This window comes from Pseudomonas sp. VE 267-6A (assembly GCF_024126555.1).
In the GTDB taxonomy this organism is placed as follows: Bacteria; Pseudomonadota; Gammaproteobacteria; order Pseudomonadales; family Pseudomonadaceae; genus Aquipseudomonas; species Aquipseudomonas palmensis.
Window position 1 is genome coordinate 105946 of record NZ_JAMYBY010000003.1, and the last position, 16215, is coordinate 122160.

Here is a 16215-nt window from a genome sequence, read left to right on the forward strand (position 1 = left end):
CGTGAAAAGCAGCCTACCCGGCTTTTGCTGCTGAATTGTCCTACAACCATCCTGTACAGTACCCAGCGCTTGATTCAGCACTCACTGACAAGCCGGCAGGGATGGCCGAAACAGACGCAGCATGCGCTGGTTGTCCCGCGTCGGTTTCCGACCCTGGAAGGGACACCCTCTTGAATACTGCATCGCTGCGCCGCTCACTGCTGGCGCTTTCCATTGCCGCTGCTACAGCCACGGCCAATGCCTCTCCCGCTATCGACTTGAATCACGACCTCAGCTCCGGTGCCTACAGCAATACCGGCGATACCTTCAGCAGCGCCACCTTCAGCGGCAAATCGCAGAACGCCGGCGTCGAGCTGATCGATGTCACTGTGCTGGGCAACCTGACCAACAGCGGCGCGATCAACCTCAGCGCGGCGAGTGCCACCGATATTCCCTCGGCCATTTCCCTCACCCTCGACTCTAGCATCGGCGGCAACCTGGTCAACCAGGGCAGCATCAACGTGACCGGCGAAGGCGCCATGGGCCTGGACCTGTACCTGGCCAATATTGCCGGTGATGTGATCAACAGCGGCAGCATTGCCGTGACGGGCCAGAACGCCAACGGCATGATGATCACCTCCACCCAGTCGAGCATCATCAACAGCGGCACCATCACCGCGCGTGGCGCCGACTCGGCCGGTATCGAAGTCGAGAATGCCGTCTTCAGCGGGTCCATCACCCCGCCCTACAAAAGCAACATCAACAACAGCGGCACCATTTCGGCAGATGGCATCGGCATCCATCTGGTCAACCTGAGCGGCAGCAACCTGTTTTCGATCACCCAGACCGCCGGCCTGCTCGAAGGCGGCACTGCGGCGATTCTGGCCGAAGACAGCAACGCGCAGTCGTACTTCTACTGGTCCGGCGGCCAGGTAAAAGGCGATCTGCTGGGGCTGAGTGGCGTGCTGGTCAAAGGCGACGTGGCTTTCGGCGGTTCGACCATCCGTGCCGGCTACGTGGACATCGACGGTGGCACCCTGACCCTGCTGGCGCCGCACACCACGCTGGACGGCGATCTCGACCTCGACAGCGACACCGCCCGCCTGCGTCTGCTGCTGGATAACACGACGCTGCCCGATTCACCGATCCTCAAGGTGACCGGCAACACCTACTTCTCCGCAGGTAGCCAGATCGAGCTGCAAGCCCGCTCCGACGACTTCCGCACCCCGGCCCAGGGCACCCGCTACACCCTGCTGAACTCCGGCACCTGGGAAGAAGCGCAGAACCTGTCGGTGGTCTCGTCCTCGGCGCTGCTCGAAGTGAAAAACTTCGGCATCGAGGGCCAGGACGTGAAGGCGCTGGTCGCAACCCGCAGCGATGAAGCGATCGAGCAGAACCTGCTCGGCGCCCGTGCTTCGCGCAATGCGGTCAATGCCATACAACCGTTCAAGAACACCGTGATGGGCCGGCTCAGCGAAAGCGATCCGGTATTCCAGGCCTTCGCCAACGCCAGCAGCGATGCGCAACTGGCCAGTCTCGCCGAAACCCTGACCCCGGATGTCAGCCGCGGCGTGATCAATGCCGCCACCAGCAGTCAGACCCTGGTGGGCAACGCCGTCACCCGCCGCTCCAGCAATGCCCGCAACGGCCTGTCGTCCGGTGAAGGCCTGTCGGGCACTGGCGTATGGGTACAGGCACTGTCCAGCGATGCCGATCAGGATCGTCGCCACGGTATCGACGGTTACGATGCCAACACCAACGGCATCGCCGTGGGCGCCGACGGCAAGCTCGACCCCGATACCACCGTGGGCCTGGCGTACAGCTACCTGACCAGCGACGTCAAATCCGACCGGGGCAACAAGACCGATGTCAGCGGCCATGCCCTGACCCTGTACGGCAACTGGACCCACGACAACTACTTCGTCGACGCTTCGGTGATGTACGGCTGGAACGACAACGAGTCCAAACGCTACATCGCCGGCAGCCGCGCCAAGGCCGACTACGACAGCGAGATCTTCGGCGTCAACGCGCTGGCCGGCTACACCTTCCAGCTCGACCGCCAGGTAGTGCTCGAGCCGCAGATCGGCGCGCGCTACGCCAATGTCTCGATCGACTCGTACCGTGAAAAAGGCAGCTCGGCGGCGCTCCACGTCGGCAGCCAGCGTTACGAAATCGGCGAGATGGGCCTGGGCGCACGCCTGGCAGCCGCCTTCGACCTGGGCGTGGGCAGCCTGGAGCCCGAAGCCAAGCTGATGGCCTGGCATGACTTCATCGGCGACAAGGCCGGCACCACCTCCACCTTCGTGCTGGGTGGCACGCCATTCACCACCCGCGGCGCCACCCCGGCCCGCGACAGCTACGAGCTGGGCCTGGGCGCAACCTACCGCGTCGGTGCCTGGAGCGTGGGGGGGTCGTACAACTACCTGACCAGCAGCGGCTTCGATGCCGACACCTTCACCGCCAACGTGCGCTACGACTTCTGACCTCAACCGCCAGACACGACAAAGCCCGCCAGAAGCGGGCTTTGTCGTGGCGCGTATTCAGGCGCGCTGCAAGCGTATCGTACTACTCATGGTGACTCAGGTAGGCGGTCAATGCCCGGCGCGTCAGGTCGTTGAGCGAAATACTCTGCCGGTTGGCAACCACGCTGGCGGCCAAATGCAGGTCATGGCCAACCCTCACATTGAATGAGCCTTTACATGGGGTTTCGGGAGCCTGATGCAAGGTTGCACATGTGTGTAGATAGTCATCCACGGCCTCGCGAAATGCCGCGTCCAACTGTGCCACAGTCTCTCCTTCATAGCTCACCAGAGCCCGGATGAACTGCACCTTGCCGTATAGACAGTTGTCTTCTGGGCTGGCTTCAATGGAGCCGTGATACCCCCTGTAATGCAACAGTGTGCCCATCAAATCAACCCTCCGGCTTTCAAGTGTTCAATAACCTGGCATCTGATGTAAGCCTTCAGCTCGTTGCCGGGATGTGGCTTATGCAAGTTGATCATCGCCAGCGGATTCCCGTTATCGAACTTCACTCGGCTTCCGTTACCGTTGATCTGTCGATATCCAAAGCCGCTCAAAAGCGCGGTCAGCTCACCCCAGGTGAATACGGAATGCTTGTTGCTCAATTTGGCCAGAAGCTTTTCGTGGCGGGACATTGAACCTCCGACTGCGACTGATTTTAGTCGCAAGATTCCGCCAAGACAATTCATGCCTTTTCGTTCACCTGCAGACTCAGGCGCGCCAGGAAACCCCAGATGAACCGCTGTGAACAGCAGCCCCACAGTGGTCAAGACACCTCTCATCCCAATTGAGGAAACTGCCTACCCGCCTTACCTGATTTCCTCGTATCAGACACGACAAAGCCCGCCAGAAGCGGGCTTTGTCGTGTCGGGGCGTGCCTCAGATATCCAGCACAATCTTGCCGAAATGCTGGTTGGTTTCCTGATAGCGGAACGCATCGGCGATCTGCTCCAGGCCAAAGTGCTTGTCGATCACCGGGCGAAGGCCGTTGGCGTCGATGGCGCGCACCATGGCCTGCTGCTGGGCACGGCTACCTACCAGTACCCCCTGCAGGCGCAACTGGCGCACCAGCGCCTGCACCAGCGGCAACTGCCCCGCCACGCCGGTGAGGATACCGATCAACGAGATGTGCCCGCCAATGCGCGCGGCAATCATCGATTGCTCCAGCGTGGCCGGGCCGCCCACTTCGATCACATGGTCCACACCACGATTGTGGGTCAGGCTGCGCACCTGCTCGCCCCAGGCCGGGGTGGTGCGGTAGTTGATCAGGTGGTCGGCGCCCAGGGCCTTGAGGCGTTCGAGCTTGGCGTCGCTGGAGGAGGTGGCGATCACCGTGGCACCCGCCAGCTTGGCGAACTGCAAGGCGAAGATCGATACCCCACCGGTGCCCTGCACCAGCACCGTGTCGCCTGGCTTGAGTGCGTCGTCGGCCATCAGTGCACGCCAGGCGGTCAAGCCCGCAGTGGTCAGCGTGGCCGCTTCGGCGTGGCTCCAACCTTTGGGCGCATGGGTAAACGAAGTGGCACGGCCCGTCACCTGCTCGCGGGCATAGCCGTCGATGCCATCGCCCGGCACCGTGGCAAAGCCTTCGATCAGCGGCGCGCCATCCAGCCAGTCGGGGAAGAAGGTGCTGACCACCGCATCACCGACAGCGAACTCGCTGACCCCGGCGCCCACGGCCACCACTTCACCGGCACCATCGGCCATCGGAATGCGCGGCTCGGCAGGCCCCCACATGCCGCTGACCACGGCAAAGTCGTGGTAGTTGAGCGAGTTGGCACGCAGGCGCACGGTGATCTCGCCCGCCTGCGGCGCCGGCGCTTCGCACGTGCCCACCTGCACCTTGTCATATCCGCCGCCGGGTTGAACGTAAATGGCCTTGTGGCTCATGGGAAGCGCCTCGCTCGTGTCTGTAAAGGGTCAACCAGTCTTCGCCCGTGCCTGACGCAGGTCAAGCACCAGCACTTGCACAATCCGCCGGCAAACCACAATAATGCGACTAATTATCAATTACTCAGTATCCTCCGCGCCATGCCCGCACCCGATCACGCTGCCCTGCACGCGCTCTACAGCGAACACAACGGTTGGTTGAAAAGCTGGCTGCGCGCGCGCCTGGGCAACGCCAGCGATGCCGCAGACCTTGCCCAGGACACCTTCATCCGGGTGCTGACCGCACGCAATGCCCAGACCATTCGTGAACCGCGCAGCTACCTGGGCGCCATCGCCCATGCGCTGATGGTCGACAAGTTTCGCCGCAAGGCCCTGGAACAGGCCTACCTCGCCGAGCTGGCCACCCGCCCGGAGCGCGTCGTCGAGTCGCCAGAGACGCGCCTGCTGATTCTCGAAACCCTGGTGGCCGTCGATACCCTGCTCGACGGCATGGGCGAACGCACCCGGCAGATATTCCTGGCGGTGCAGCTCGAGGGCCTGAGCTACGTGGCCACCGCCGAGCGCATGGGCGTGTCGGTGACCACGGTGAAAAAACACATGATTCGCGCCATGACCCACTGCCTGCTGCTGACGGACGACTGACATGGCCCAGCCCCTGGACTACTCAACCCTGGAGGCGGCGGCCAGCTGGTACGTCAAGCTCAACGCCGCTCCGCCCAGCGAGGCCCAGGTGCAGGCCTGGCGGGACTGGCTGGGCAAGAGCCAGGCCCATGCCCAGGCCTGGGCGCGGGTGGAAAAACTGCAGCGCCAGCTTGGCCGCCTGCCCGCCGACGTGGCCCTGCCGACCCTGGCCGGCGTACGCGCGCGACGCCGCGCCGTGCTCAAGACCCTGGCCCTGCTGATGGGCGTGGGCATCACCGGCTGGGCCGTGCGCGAAAGCGACACGGGCCGCGAGCTGATGGCCGGGCTGCGTACCGGCAAGGGCCAGCGCCGCCACGTGACACTGGCCGATGGCAGTCAACTGGAACTCAACACCGACACCGCGCTGGATATCGAATTCGACGGCCAGCAGCGCCTGCTGCGCCTGTACAGCGGCGAAATCATGGTGCAAACCGCCGCCGACGCCGCAGGCCGGCCCTTCCTGGTGCAAACCCCGGAAGGCCGCATCCGCGCCCTGGGCACCCGATTCAGCGTGCACAGCGAGGGCGGCCTGAGCCGGGTCAGCGTACTGGAGCACGCCGTGGAGGTCCGCCCCGCCGATCAGCCCGGGCAAGTGCTGCGCCTGGACAGCGGGCAAAGCGTGAGCTTCGACGCGCATCAGCTCGGAGCGGTCGGTAGCGCGGTCCCCGGCACAGGTGCCTGGACCGACGGCATGCTGACCGTGATCGAGTGGCGCCTGGCCGACTTCATCAGCGAGTTGCGCCGCTACCGTCCCGGCCTGCTGCGCTGCGATGAGCGTATTGCCGACCTGCGCCTGTCCGGCGCCTTTCGCATCGACGATACCGACACCGTCCTGCAGAACCTGGGCACCTCGCTGCCGGTCAAGGTACGCTACCTCACGCGGTACTGGGTGAGCGTCGAGCCGGTCTGAAAAAACATCGAAAAACGGGTTGCCGATTTTCATTCTCATTCGGCTACGCAGTTAAAGCGGAAAAAAAGCCGCGACCCTGCCCAGCCAATCGAAGGAAAACCTGCATGTCCGCCCCTTGCCCGCGAGCGCCTCGCCCTCTGCTACGCGCCGTCCACCTGGCCCTGCTCAGCCTGCCGCTGGCATCGTTGCCGTTGCTGGCGGTGCTGCCGTCAAACGCCCTGGCACAAAGCGCAAGCACCCACTTCCAGATCGCCGCAGGCCCGCTGGGCACCGCGCTGAGCCTGTTCGCCACCCGCGCCAGCATCACCCTGTCGTTCGATGCGCGGCAAACCCAGGGCCTGCAATCGGCGGGCCTGCAGGGCAGCTACAGCATCGATGAAGGCCTGGCGCGACTGCTGGCGGGCAGCGGCCTGCAGGCCCAGCGCCAGTCCAATGGCGGCTACGTGCTGGTGCCAGCCGGCAACGGCGGCGCCGTCGAGCTGGGGGCCACCAGCATCGAAAGCAATACCCTTGGCGAGACCACCGAAAACACCGGCGCCTACACCACCGCCGCTACCCGCACCGCCACCAAGCTGCCGCTGTCGATCCGCGAAACCCCGCAATCGGTCACCGTGGTCACCCGCCAGCAGATGGATGACCAGGGCGCGCAGAGCATCACCGACGTGCTGCGCAACACCCCCGGCGTCTCCGCCCAGGCCTACGACAGCGACCGTACCGAATTCTCCAGCCGTGGCCTGGCCATCACCAACTTCCAGTACGACGGCGTCAACACCATCTACGACGGCGTATACGATGAAGGCACCGCGCATGTCGACATGGCGATCTACGATCACGTCGAAGTGCTCAAGGGGGCCACCGGCCTGATGACCGGTTCCGGCGACCCTTCGGCCACCGTCAACCTGATCCGCAAGAAACCCACCGCGCAGTTCCAGGCCTCGCTGTCGGGTAGCGCCGGCAGCTGGGACGACTACCGTGGCGAAGGCGATGTTTCCGGCCCGTTGAACGACAGCGGCAGCGTGCGCGGGCGCTTCGTCGGCGCGCAGCAGGACAGGAAGGGCTACCAGGACCACTACCAGCAGAAGAAAGAGGTGTACTACGGCATCCTCGAAGTCGACGTCACCCCCGACACCCTGCTGAGCGTGGGTATCGACCAGCAGACCACCACCCCGCGCGGCACCTCCTGGACCGGCAACCCGGTGTACTTCGCCGATGGCGGACGCACCGACTTTTCGCGCCGGTTCAACCCGGGGGCCGACTGGAGCCGTCGCGACTTCCAGAACCGCACCTACTTCGCCTCGCTGGAGCAGGCGCTGGCCAACGACTGGAGCCTGAAGCTCAGCGTCAACCAGCTGCAGAGCGACCACGACACGCGCCTTGCCTCCGCCAGCGGCGGCAATCCCGACCGTGCCACGGGCGAAGGCATGTTCATGTTCTGGGGCCGCTGGGAAGGTCACCGGGTGCAGAACACCGCCGACATCAACCTGTCCGGCCCCTTCACCCTGCTAGGCCGCCAGCACGACCTGGTGATGGGTTTCAACGCGGCCAACTCGCGCCAGACCGGCGCCACCTGGGACACCAGCCTGGGCGGCACACCGGGCAACATCTACGAATGGAACGGCAAGATCGGCGTGCCGGACTTCCCGAAAAACGGCAAGTACGAGCAGACCAAGCGCCAGAACGGCGCGTACATCGCCACCCGCCTGCGCCCCACCGACGACCTGTCGCTGATCCTCGGCACCCGCGTCAGCACCTTCAAGTACAACGACAACTACGATTACGACGGCCTCAACCCGGTGTACTTCAGCGACAACCAGGCCGGCTACAAGCAGCATGGCGTGGTGACCCCGTATGCCGGCGTGGTGTATGACCTCAACGACACCTACTCGGTGTATGCCAGCTACACCTCGATCTACCAGCCACAGACCTACAAGGACGCAAACCGCACCCCGCTGGATCCGGTGGAGGGCGACAGCTACGAGACAGGGCTGAAGGCGGCCTACTTCGAGGGGCGGCTCAATGCCAGCCTGGCGCTGTTCCGTATCGAGCAGGACAACGTGGCGGTGAAGACCGGCACCACCAACACCAACGAGGGGATCTACAAGGCTACCCGCGGCGCAACCACCGAGGGCGTGGAGCTGGAGATTGCCGGCGAACTGCAGGAGGGCTGGAACCTGTCGGCCGGCTATACCTATGCGCGTTCTCGCGACAAGGACCACCAGCGCATCTTCGGCTCGCCGATGAGCACCACCAAGCCTGAGCAACTGCTGCGGCTGTTCACCACCTACCGCCTGCCGGGGGCGCTGGACAAGGTCACGGTGGGTGGCGGGGTGAACTGGCAGAGCGCGTTCTACGGCCAGATCTACAGCCCTACGGTGAAGGATTACACCTTCATCAAGCAGGGTGGCTACACCCTGGTCGACCTGATGGGCCGCTACCAGTACAACGACCACCTGAGCTTCACGCTCAACGCCAACAACGTGTTCGACAAACGCTACCTGGCCGGGCTGGGCAACTTCGACACCACCTACTATGGCGAAGCGCGCAACCTGATGCTGACTACGCGCTGGGCGTTCTGATCGAGGGCCTGGGTTGATGATCCGGGCTTCTTCGCCGGCAAGGCCGGCGAAGAGGCCAGCACGGACCTACTGCAGCATCCCGTGCAACACCCCACAATCAGCCGCATGCCAATCCACCAGCTGCGGCCACGGGTTCTGCGGCACGTTCACCAGCACCGTGCGCGCACCCGCCGCACGCCCGCAGTCCAGATCGAAGCGATAGTCACCGACCATCACCATCTGCGCCGGTGCCACGTCCCACGCCTGGGCCAGTTGCAGCAGCCCGCCCGGGTGCGGCTTGGGCGGAGCCTCGTCGCGGCCGATGATGTCCTGCACCGGGAAGCAGTCGGCCAGGCCGATCGCCTCCAGCGTCACATGCGCCAGCTCGCGCGCATTACGCGTCAGGATCCCCAGCCGGCAGCCCCGCGCCGCCAGCTCGCGCACCAGCGCCACCGCCCCCGGCGCCGCCTGCGAGGCCACTGCCAGTTCGCGCTCGTGCTCCAGCAGCCAGGCATGCTTGGCCGCCGCCTCTGCCGCAGGCAGGGCCGCCAGATGGGTAAGAATGTCGTCCTGCGCCGGGATGTCCAGCGCCACGCGAATGGCCGCAAAGTCATGTACGGCAACGGTCAGGGTGCCGTCCATGTCGAACACCCAGTGGCGAATCGAGCGCAGGCTCATGCCCAGTCCTTGCGATGGCGAATCAGGCCTTCCTGGCACGACGAGGCCACCAGTTGCCCGGCGCGATTGAAGATGCTGCCACGGGCAAAGCCGCGCGCATTGCCCGCCCACGGGCTGTCCATGGCGTACAGCAGCCAGTCATCGGCGCGCAGGTTGCCGTGAAACCACAGCGCATGGTCGAGGCTGGCCAGCTGCATGTCGCGGTGCCACACCGACTTGCCATGGGGCATCAGCGAAGTGGTCAGCAGGCCGAAGTCCGAGGCGTATGCCAGCATGTACTTGTGCAGCGCCTGGGAGTCGGGCAGGTTGCCGTCGGCACGAAACCACGCGTACTTCACCGGGTCGCCAGGCTTGGGGTTGAAGGGGTCCTTCTCGGTCACCGGGCGCACTTCGATGGGCTTGGCGCACAGCAGCTTGTCGCGAATATGCTCGGGCAACTGATCGGCCATGCGCTCGGCCAGTTCCACTTCCGACGGCAGGTTCTCGGGGCCGACCACCTGGGGCATCTGGCCCTGGTGCTCGAAGCCTTCCTCGTCGTACTGGAACGAGGCGCTGCAGGTGAAGATCGGCTGGCCCTTCTGGATCGCCGTCACCCGGCGGGTGCTGAAGCTGCCGCCGTCACGCACGCGGTCCACCGAATACACCACCGGCATCGACGCATCGCCCGGACGCAGAAAATAGCCGTGCAACGAATGCACGTGGCGCGCCTCTTCGACCGTCTGACTGGCCGCCGACAGCGACTGGCCGAGTACCTGGCCCCCGTACAGCTGACGAAAGCCCAGGTCCTGGCTGCGTCCGCGGAACAGGTTTTCCTCGATCGCCTCCAGACTCAACAGGTCGACCAGATCGTCCAACACGTGGCTCATTCGAGATTCTCCAAAGCAAGGCCCAGGGCGCAAATAATACAGGGTTTGTCATTGGCGGCCTGTATGTTCTGCGATTCAGCCATGCAAGGTGGCCTGCCACTGGGCGCGGTTGATCCGGTACAGCACATGGGGGCGCAAGGGGTGGCCTGGCTCGAGGCGCGGGTGCTCGAAGTCGCCCAGCGGATCGGGCTGCATGCCGATGGCCTGCATCACCTTCTGCGACGGCAGATTGCCCTGGGTAGTGAACGACACCACTTCGTCCAGGCCCAGCTGGGCGAACGCACAGCGCAGGCAGGTCCAGGCCGCCTCGCTGGCGAAGCCCTGGCCCCAGTGGCGCCGCGCCAGGCGCCAGCCGATCTCCACCGCCGGGGTGAACGGCGCATCGAAGCTCACATTGAGCAAGCCGGTCATGCCGATGAACGCCCCGCTGTCCTGGCGCTCCAGGGCCCACAGGCCGAACCCGTACTCGGCAAAATGGCCGCGGATGCGGCCAATCAGTGCGGCGCTTTCGACCCGGCTCAGCGGCGCCGGGAAGTACTGCATCACCAGTGGGTCGGCACACAGGGCGGCGAACTCGGCGAGGTCGTCGTCCTGCCACTGGCGCAGCCGCAGCCGCGCGCTCTCCAGTTCAAGTATCGGGGTCATTGCCTGCTCCGTGATCACTGCCTTGCAGTGTACAGCGTAGGCAGGCAATGCCCGAGCGCCCAGCCTCAGAAACGGAAGTTGGCAGTCAACTCGGCTGAACGCCCCGGGGCCACCGTGGCGAACAGGCCCACGTGCGAGGCGTCGTAGATGGTTTCGTCGGTCAGGTTGAGCAGGTTGAGCTGCAGGTCGAGGTTCTTGTTGACCTTGTAGCCGACCATCGCGTCGTAGCGCCAGTAGTCGTCGACGGTGATGGTATTGGCGTCATTCATGTAGCGCTCGTCCATGTAGTTGGCGCCAGCGCCGACTGTCCAGCGTGCATCGATGTCATACGAGGTCCACAGGCTGAAGCTGTTGGGCGCGATGAACTTGGACTGGTTGCCGTCGTTGGCGCCGTTGCCACCGGCCTTCACCACTTCGGCATCCAGGTAGGTGTAGCCGGCCCACACCGCCCAGGCATCGGTGATGCGTCCGGTGGCGCCCAGCTCCAGGCCGGTGACACGCTGGTCGCCATCCAGTGCCACCAGGCCCGAGACTGGATCGGTCACGCGTGCATTGGTCTTCTCGGTACGGAACACCGCTGCGGTCAGCGACAGCTGCTCGTTGAACACGTCCCACTTGGTGCCCAGCTCCAGGCTGCGCGAGCGTTCGGGGTCGAGGTTGGCCTTGTTGCCGTTGAGGTTGCCGGCACCGGCACCATCGGCACCACCGGACTGGGTGTTTTCGCCCGACGGGTTGGACGAGGTGCCGTAGGACAGGTAGATGCTGCCGTTGGGCAATGGCTTGAAGACGATACCCACCTGGTAGTTCCACAGCTCGCTGGACGACTCGGCGCCACCGGCGACGCGGTTCTTCACGTCGTAGTCGTCGTAGCGCAGGCCCAGGTTCAGGTCCCACTGCTCATGCAGGCCGAGCGTGTCGAACACATACAGCGAGCGGGTGTCGGTCTGGTACTTGCTGGTGACCTGGCCGGTGCCCGGCAACAGGGTCCAGCCCCCGTCGTGCGGGTTGGGGTCGTAAAGGTCGCCCGGGCGTCCGTTGTTGCCCTGGTACTTGTCCTTGTCGGTGATGGTTTCGCGGCTGACTTCGATACCGGCTGCGTAAGTGTGCTTGATGGTGCCGGTGTCGAAGGTACCGAACAGGTCGGTCTGGTTGATCAGCGACGTGTTGACCACATTGCGCGGGCGAAAGCCCCGGGACACCAGCCCGCTCTCTTCCTGGCCCACATTGGCGAACACCGGACGGCTCATGACATAGTTCTGCATGGTGCGGCCACCGCGCAGGGTATTGCGCAGGCTCAGGTGTTCATTGAAGTCATGTTCAATGCTGAAGGTGGCAAGGTCGGCGGAAGTTTTCCGGAAGTCTCGATCCACCAGCCCGTAGAAGTTGTCGCGGTCGACCTTCACCGGCTTGTTGGTAATCAACGAAACCGGGTGGCCCTGATCGGGAATGTCGTCGGTTTGCAGGTGGTAGTAACTGGCGGTGACCCGGGTCGGGCCCTGCAGGCCCCAGGTGATCGTCGGCGCAATGCCCCAGCGGCTAACCTCGACATGGTCGCGCCCGGGGGTGTCGGCCTCGTGCTTCATCGCGTTGAGACGAAACGCCAGGTCCTGCTCGCCCAGGTACTGGTTGACATCGAGGGTGGTGCGACGCAGCTGGTCGGTACCCAGGGTAAAGCTGCCGCCAATGAAGTCCTCGGCCTTGGCCGCCTTGCTCACCAGGTTGATCGAGCCACCGGTGGAACCCCGGCCGCTGTAGGCCGAGCCCGGCCCCTTGACGATTTCCACGGTCTCGATGTTGAACGCCTCGTGGGAGGCGCGGCCCAGGTCGCGCAGGCCGTCGATCTGGATATCGGTACTGGCTTCGAAGCCGCGAATGAACGGGCGGTCGCCCAGTGGCGTGCCACCCTCGCCCGCGCCCAGGGTGATGCCGGGAGTGGTGCGCAGTACATCGGTCAGGGACGTGGCGCCACGCTCCTTGATCAGCGCTTCATTGATGATGGTCACGGACTTTGGCGTGTCGCGCAGCGGGGCGGTGAACTTGGGCGAGGAGGCGTTATCGACCTTGAACGTTTCATGGTGCACGCCCTTCACATCGGTGGCATCGAGTTCCACCGACGATGCGGTGGACGATGCAGCCGGTGTGGAAGTTTGCGCAATACTGGCTGTCGACCAGGAGGCTACCGCCAACCCCAGTGCAGTACACAGATGACCGGATTCAGAACGACGGCTTTTTATTGAAAGTTGTGCCATTGGTAATGCCCACCATCAGAAAATGATGCGCAATACTATTTACGAGCAATTATCACTCAAAGCCGATTTACATTATTTACGCCGCGTTTCAGTTTATGTCCGAGAGTAACAACTTATTACTTCATTGAATTGAAACTGCAACGTGCTGTTGCCCCTTGCCCCACAAGGCTTTCACATCGCCTTCACCGATTCACCACAGGCCGTTGCTTACCGTGCAGACATTCTCGCGGTAGCCGGAGCGGCCCAATGTTGCAAGATGCAGTACTCGACCAGACCTTGACCCCAGCCCGTCCAGGGCGACGACGACGCCTGCCTTCGGCGACGTTCCTGCTGGGCCTGTGCACCTTGCTTGCACTGGCCGTTTCAAGCCTGTGGCTGGTCAGAGGGTTGGCGATCGTGGACCTGGGTAGCGAAAGACAGATGCGCAACAGCGGTGTGTATGCCGACTGGGCCAAAGGTGAAGTCATCGTGCTGGTGCGGCATGCCGAGCGTTGCGACCGCTCGCGCAACCCGTGCCTGGATGATCCACAAGGTATCACCCAGGCGGGCAGCCAGGCTGCGGCGCAGGTGGGCGAAGGGCTGCAGCGCCTGGGCCTGGAGCATGCCGACATACTGGCCAGCCCCCTGACCCGCACCCAGCAAACCGCACACTTCATGTTCGGCAAGCTGGCGGCCAGTGAGGACTGGCTGCAGCAATGCAACAAGGGGTTCGCCGACAACGCCCTGGCGCGCAAGGCCGCCGAGCGCAACCTGGTGCTGGTGACCCACAGCGGCTGCATCGACCAGCTCGAACGCCAGTTGAACGTGCCCGGTGGCGAACGCTCCAGCGCCTACGCCGAAGCCGTATTCGTCTCGGTGGGCGCCAGCGGCAAACCGAGAATCCTCGGCCGCATGAACGCCCCCGAATGGCGCAAGCTGCTGGCCAGGGCGGAGCAATGAGCATGTCGCCACGCCAGTCGTTCTACCTCACCCACCTGGGCCTGCCCCTGCTGCTGGCACTGGTCGTGTTCGTGGCCTTCGACCTCACCGGCCTCGACCGCTGGTTCAGCCAGTTGTTCATCGACCCGGCCAGCGGCCAGTTCACCCTGCTGCACGACGCCTGGTTCGAGAAAGTGACCCACAAGTGGCCCCGCGTCCTGCCCAACTGGACAGGCGAAGCCGCACTGATCGGCGCCCTGTTGTCCTTCGTGTGGCCGCTTTTCGCCCGCCATCCGCAGGCCGCCGCCACCCGGCTGCTGCAACGCAGCCGCATTGCCGGCGTGCTGCGCTTCACCACCCGGCACCGGCGCGACCTGCTGTTCGTGGTGGTGGCATTCGCACTGTGCACCGCCATCATTCACTACCTCAAGAGCCACACAGGGGTGTACTGCCCGGTAGAGACCACATTCTACGGCGGTACCCATCCGCGCCTGGAGTGGTACCAACAGTTCGACCTGCTGCACAAGGCCGGTGACGGGCGCTGCTGGCCCGGCGGGCATGCCTCCAGCGGCTTCACCCTGATGGCGCTGTACTTCGTGGCCCGCCGCTGGCGCTGGGCGCACGCACGCAAGCTGCTGGGGTTCATCGTGCTGCTGGGCATGGTGTACGGCACCACCCGCGTGATGCAGGGCTGGCACTACATGTCGCACACCTTCTGGGCGGGGATTTTCGTCTGGCTGACCTGCCTGCCGACCGCGCTGTGCTTCTATGGCCGCACCGCGCTGCAGGCACCGCTGAAGGCACCGCTGGAGTTACCGGCAACACCTCTGCGCGCTAACGCCATGCCAGCATCACTACGCCCAGAGTGATCAGGCTGATGCCGCCCCACTGGCGCAGGTCGAGTCGCTCGCCCAGCAGGGTAACGCCGAGCACCGCCACCAGCACCACGCTGAGTTTGTCCACAGGCGCTACCTGCGAGGCTTGCCCCAGCTGCAGGGCGCGGAAGTAGCAGATCCACGAGGCGCCGGTGGCCAGCCCCGACAGCAGCAGGAACAGGTAGCTGCGCGGCGAGATCGACCCCAGTGACTGGTACTGGCCGGTGGCGAACAGAATCAGCGCCAGGCTCACCAGCACCACCACCGTGCGCAGCAGGGTGGCGAAGTCCGAATTGATGCCGGTCACGCCAACCTTGGCAAATATGGCGGTCAAGGCGGCGAATATCGCCGACAGAATCGCCCAGAACGTCCAGGAAGCCAGCATGGGTGCACCCCTGTCGAGAACCTGCGCGCAGTGTAGATCGCTGGCGCTGGCTGTACAGCAACTGGCAAGATCGAGGCCTGCCCCGGTTAGAAGCTGCCATGCCCCTGCCCCTGATCTACCACGACGACTACAGCCCGGAGTTTCCTGCCGGGCACCGCTTCCCGATGGACAAGTTCCGCCTGTTGCGCGACCACCTGGTCGACAGCGGCCTGACCACCGATGCGGCCTTGCTGCGCCCCGAGCTCTGCCCCAGCGACATCCTCGCCCTGGCCCACGAGCGGGGCTACATCGAGCGCTACATGAATGGCGACCTGAGCCGCGAAGATCAGCGTCGCCTGGGCCTGCCCTGGAGCGAAGCGCTGGCACGGCGCACCGTGCGCGCGGTCGGCGGCTCGCTGCTGGCCGCCGAACAGGCCCTGCAGCATGGCATCGCCTGCCACCTGGCCGGCGGCACGCACCACGCCCACTACGATCACCCGGCCGGCTTCTGCATCTTCAACGACCTGGCGGTGATCAGCCGCTACCTGCTCGAAGCCGGGCGCGTGCACCGGGTGCTGATCTTCGACTGCGACGTGCACCAGGGCGATGGCACCGCGCGCATCCTGCACGACACCCCGGACGCGATCACCGTGTCGCTGCACTGCGAACAGAACTTTCCGGCACGCAAGGCCCAGAGCGACTGGGACATCCCGTTGCCGCGCGGCATGGGCGACGCCGACTACCTGAAGGTGGTGCACGACGCGCTGAACTACCTGTTGCCGCTGTACCAGCCCGACCTGGTGCTGTACGACGCCGGCGTGGACGTGCACAAGGACGATGCGCTGGGCTACCTGCAACTGACCGACGCAGGCGTCGCTGCCCGCGACGAAGCCGTGCTGCGCCACTGCCTGGGGCGCGATATCCCGGTGGTCGGCCTGATCGGCGGCGGCTACAGCAAGGACCGCCACGCCCTGGCCCGACGCCACGGCATACTGCACCACAGCGCACAACGGGTACTCGATTACCCACAATGACTGTGGAGCTGCCTGTGGATAACCTGAGCGCAAGCCCATCCGGCCCTTGTG

General features: G+C 64.5%; 15 protein-coding genes. 7 read left to right on the plus strand and 8 right to left on the minus strand.

The window, feature by feature from the left end; genetic code table 11:
• Positions 1–170: 170 nt before the first annotated feature.
• Positions 171–2462 carry an autotransporter domain-containing protein gene (locus NJH59_RS03945; protein WP_253086424.1) on the plus strand — a complete coding sequence of 764 codons (2292 nt, stop codon included), beginning with the start codon at positions 171–173 and terminating at the stop codon, positions 2460–2462.
• 82 nt (positions 2463–2544) lie between these two features.
• Here NJH59_RS03945 and NJH59_RS03950 read toward each other — a convergent pair whose 3' ends face one another.
• The 3 genes from NJH59_RS03950 to NJH59_RS03960 all read right to left on the minus strand — a co-directional run bounded on the left by NJH59_RS03950 (position 2545) and on the right by NJH59_RS03960 (position 4389).
• Positions 2545–2886, minus strand: a complete 342-nt coding sequence (locus NJH59_RS03950; protein ID WP_043863853.1) for a type II toxin-antitoxin system HicB family antitoxin — start codon at positions 2884–2886, stop codon at positions 2545–2547.
• The gene (locus NJH59_RS03955; protein WP_078481358.1) at positions 2886–3134 is read right to left on the minus strand and encodes a type II toxin-antitoxin system HicA family toxin; all 249 of its coding nucleotides are present in this window, start codon (positions 3132–3134) and stop codon (positions 2886–2888) included. The genes NJH59_RS03950 and NJH59_RS03955 overlap by 1 nt, the downstream gene beginning before the upstream one ends.
• Before the next feature lie 244 nt (positions 3135–3378).
• Complete coding sequence (locus NJH59_RS03960) at positions 3379–4389, minus strand: NAD(P)-dependent alcohol dehydrogenase (RefSeq protein WP_054916363.1); 1011 nt, start codon at positions 4387–4389, stop codon at positions 3379–3381.
• 141 nt (positions 4390–4530) lie between these two features.
• On the opposite strand from NJH59_RS03960, the gene NJH59_RS03965 reads away from it, so the two are divergent.
• From NJH59_RS03965 to NJH59_RS03975, 3 genes are all read left to right on the plus strand, one after another.
• Positions 4531–5031 carry a sigma-70 family RNA polymerase sigma factor gene (locus NJH59_RS03965; protein WP_043863856.1) on the plus strand — a complete coding sequence of 167 codons (501 nt, stop codon included), beginning with the start codon at positions 4531–4533 and terminating at the stop codon, positions 5029–5031.
• Between the two features lies 1 nt (position 5032).
• Positions 5033–5980, plus strand: coding sequence for a FecR domain-containing protein (locus tag NJH59_RS03970; protein ID WP_253086425.1), 948 nt, complete (start codon positions 5033–5035; stop codon positions 5978–5980).
• Between the two features lie 104 nt (positions 5981–6084).
• Complete coding sequence (locus NJH59_RS03975) at positions 6085–8556, plus strand: TonB-dependent receptor (RefSeq protein ID WP_253086426.1); 2472 nt, start codon at positions 6085–6087, stop codon at positions 8554–8556.
• 66 nt (positions 8557–8622) lie between these two features.
• Here NJH59_RS03975 and NJH59_RS03980 read toward each other — a convergent pair whose 3' ends face one another.
• The 4 genes from NJH59_RS03980 to NJH59_RS03995 all read right to left on the minus strand — a co-directional run bounded on the left by NJH59_RS03980 (position 8623) and on the right by NJH59_RS03995 (position 12835).
• On the minus strand, positions 8623–9213 hold the full coding sequence (locus NJH59_RS03980; RefSeq protein WP_253086427.1) for an HAD family hydrolase: 591 nt from the start codon (positions 9211–9213) through the stop codon (positions 8623–8625).
• Positions 9210–10079 (minus strand): acyl-CoA thioesterase II, encoded by an 870-nt coding sequence (gene tesB / locus NJH59_RS03985; protein ID WP_043863859.1) that lies wholly within the window; start codon positions 10077–10079, stop codon positions 9210–9212. The genes NJH59_RS03980 and tesB overlap by 4 nt, the downstream gene beginning before the upstream one ends.
• A gap of 75 nt (positions 10080–10154) precedes the next feature.
• Positions 10155–10724: a GNAT family N-acetyltransferase gene (locus tag NJH59_RS03990; protein WP_043863860.1), complete on the minus strand. Its 570-nt coding sequence runs from the start codon at positions 10722–10724 to the stop codon at positions 10155–10157.
• Positions 10725–10789: 65 nt separating this feature from the next.
• Positions 10790–12835, minus strand: coding sequence for a TonB-dependent siderophore receptor (locus tag NJH59_RS03995; RefSeq protein WP_235384365.1), 2046 nt, complete (start codon positions 12833–12835; stop codon positions 10790–10792).
• Between the two features lie 384 nt (positions 12836–13219).
• Here NJH59_RS03995 and NJH59_RS04000 point away from each other — a divergent pair, with 384 nt between their 5' ends.
• Both NJH59_RS04000 and NJH59_RS04005 read left to right on the plus strand, forming a co-directional pair.
• Positions 13220–13912, plus strand: a complete 693-nt coding sequence (locus NJH59_RS04000; RefSeq protein ID WP_253086428.1) for a histidine phosphatase family protein — start codon at positions 13220–13222, stop codon at positions 13910–13912.
• A gap of 2 nt (positions 13913–13914) precedes the next feature.
• Positions 13915–14760, plus strand: coding sequence for a phosphatase PAP2 family protein (locus NJH59_RS04005; RefSeq protein ID WP_253086429.1), 846 nt, complete (start codon positions 13915–13917; stop codon positions 14758–14760).
• Here the strand turns inward: NJH59_RS04005 and NJH59_RS04010 are convergent.
• On the minus strand, positions 14726–15151 hold the full coding sequence (locus NJH59_RS04010; RefSeq protein ID WP_043863863.1) for an EamA family transporter: 426 nt from the start codon (positions 15149–15151) through the stop codon (positions 14726–14728). The two genes, NJH59_RS04005 and NJH59_RS04010, sit on opposite strands and share 35 nt — an antisense overlap.
• A gap of 98 nt (positions 15152–15249) precedes the next feature.
• Between NJH59_RS04010 and NJH59_RS04015 the strand changes: the two genes are divergently transcribed.
• Positions 15250–16164: a histone deacetylase gene (locus tag NJH59_RS04015; protein ID WP_054916358.1), complete on the plus strand. Its 915-nt coding sequence runs from the start codon at positions 15250–15252 to the stop codon at positions 16162–16164.
• Positions 16165–16215 lie beyond the last annotated feature (51 nt).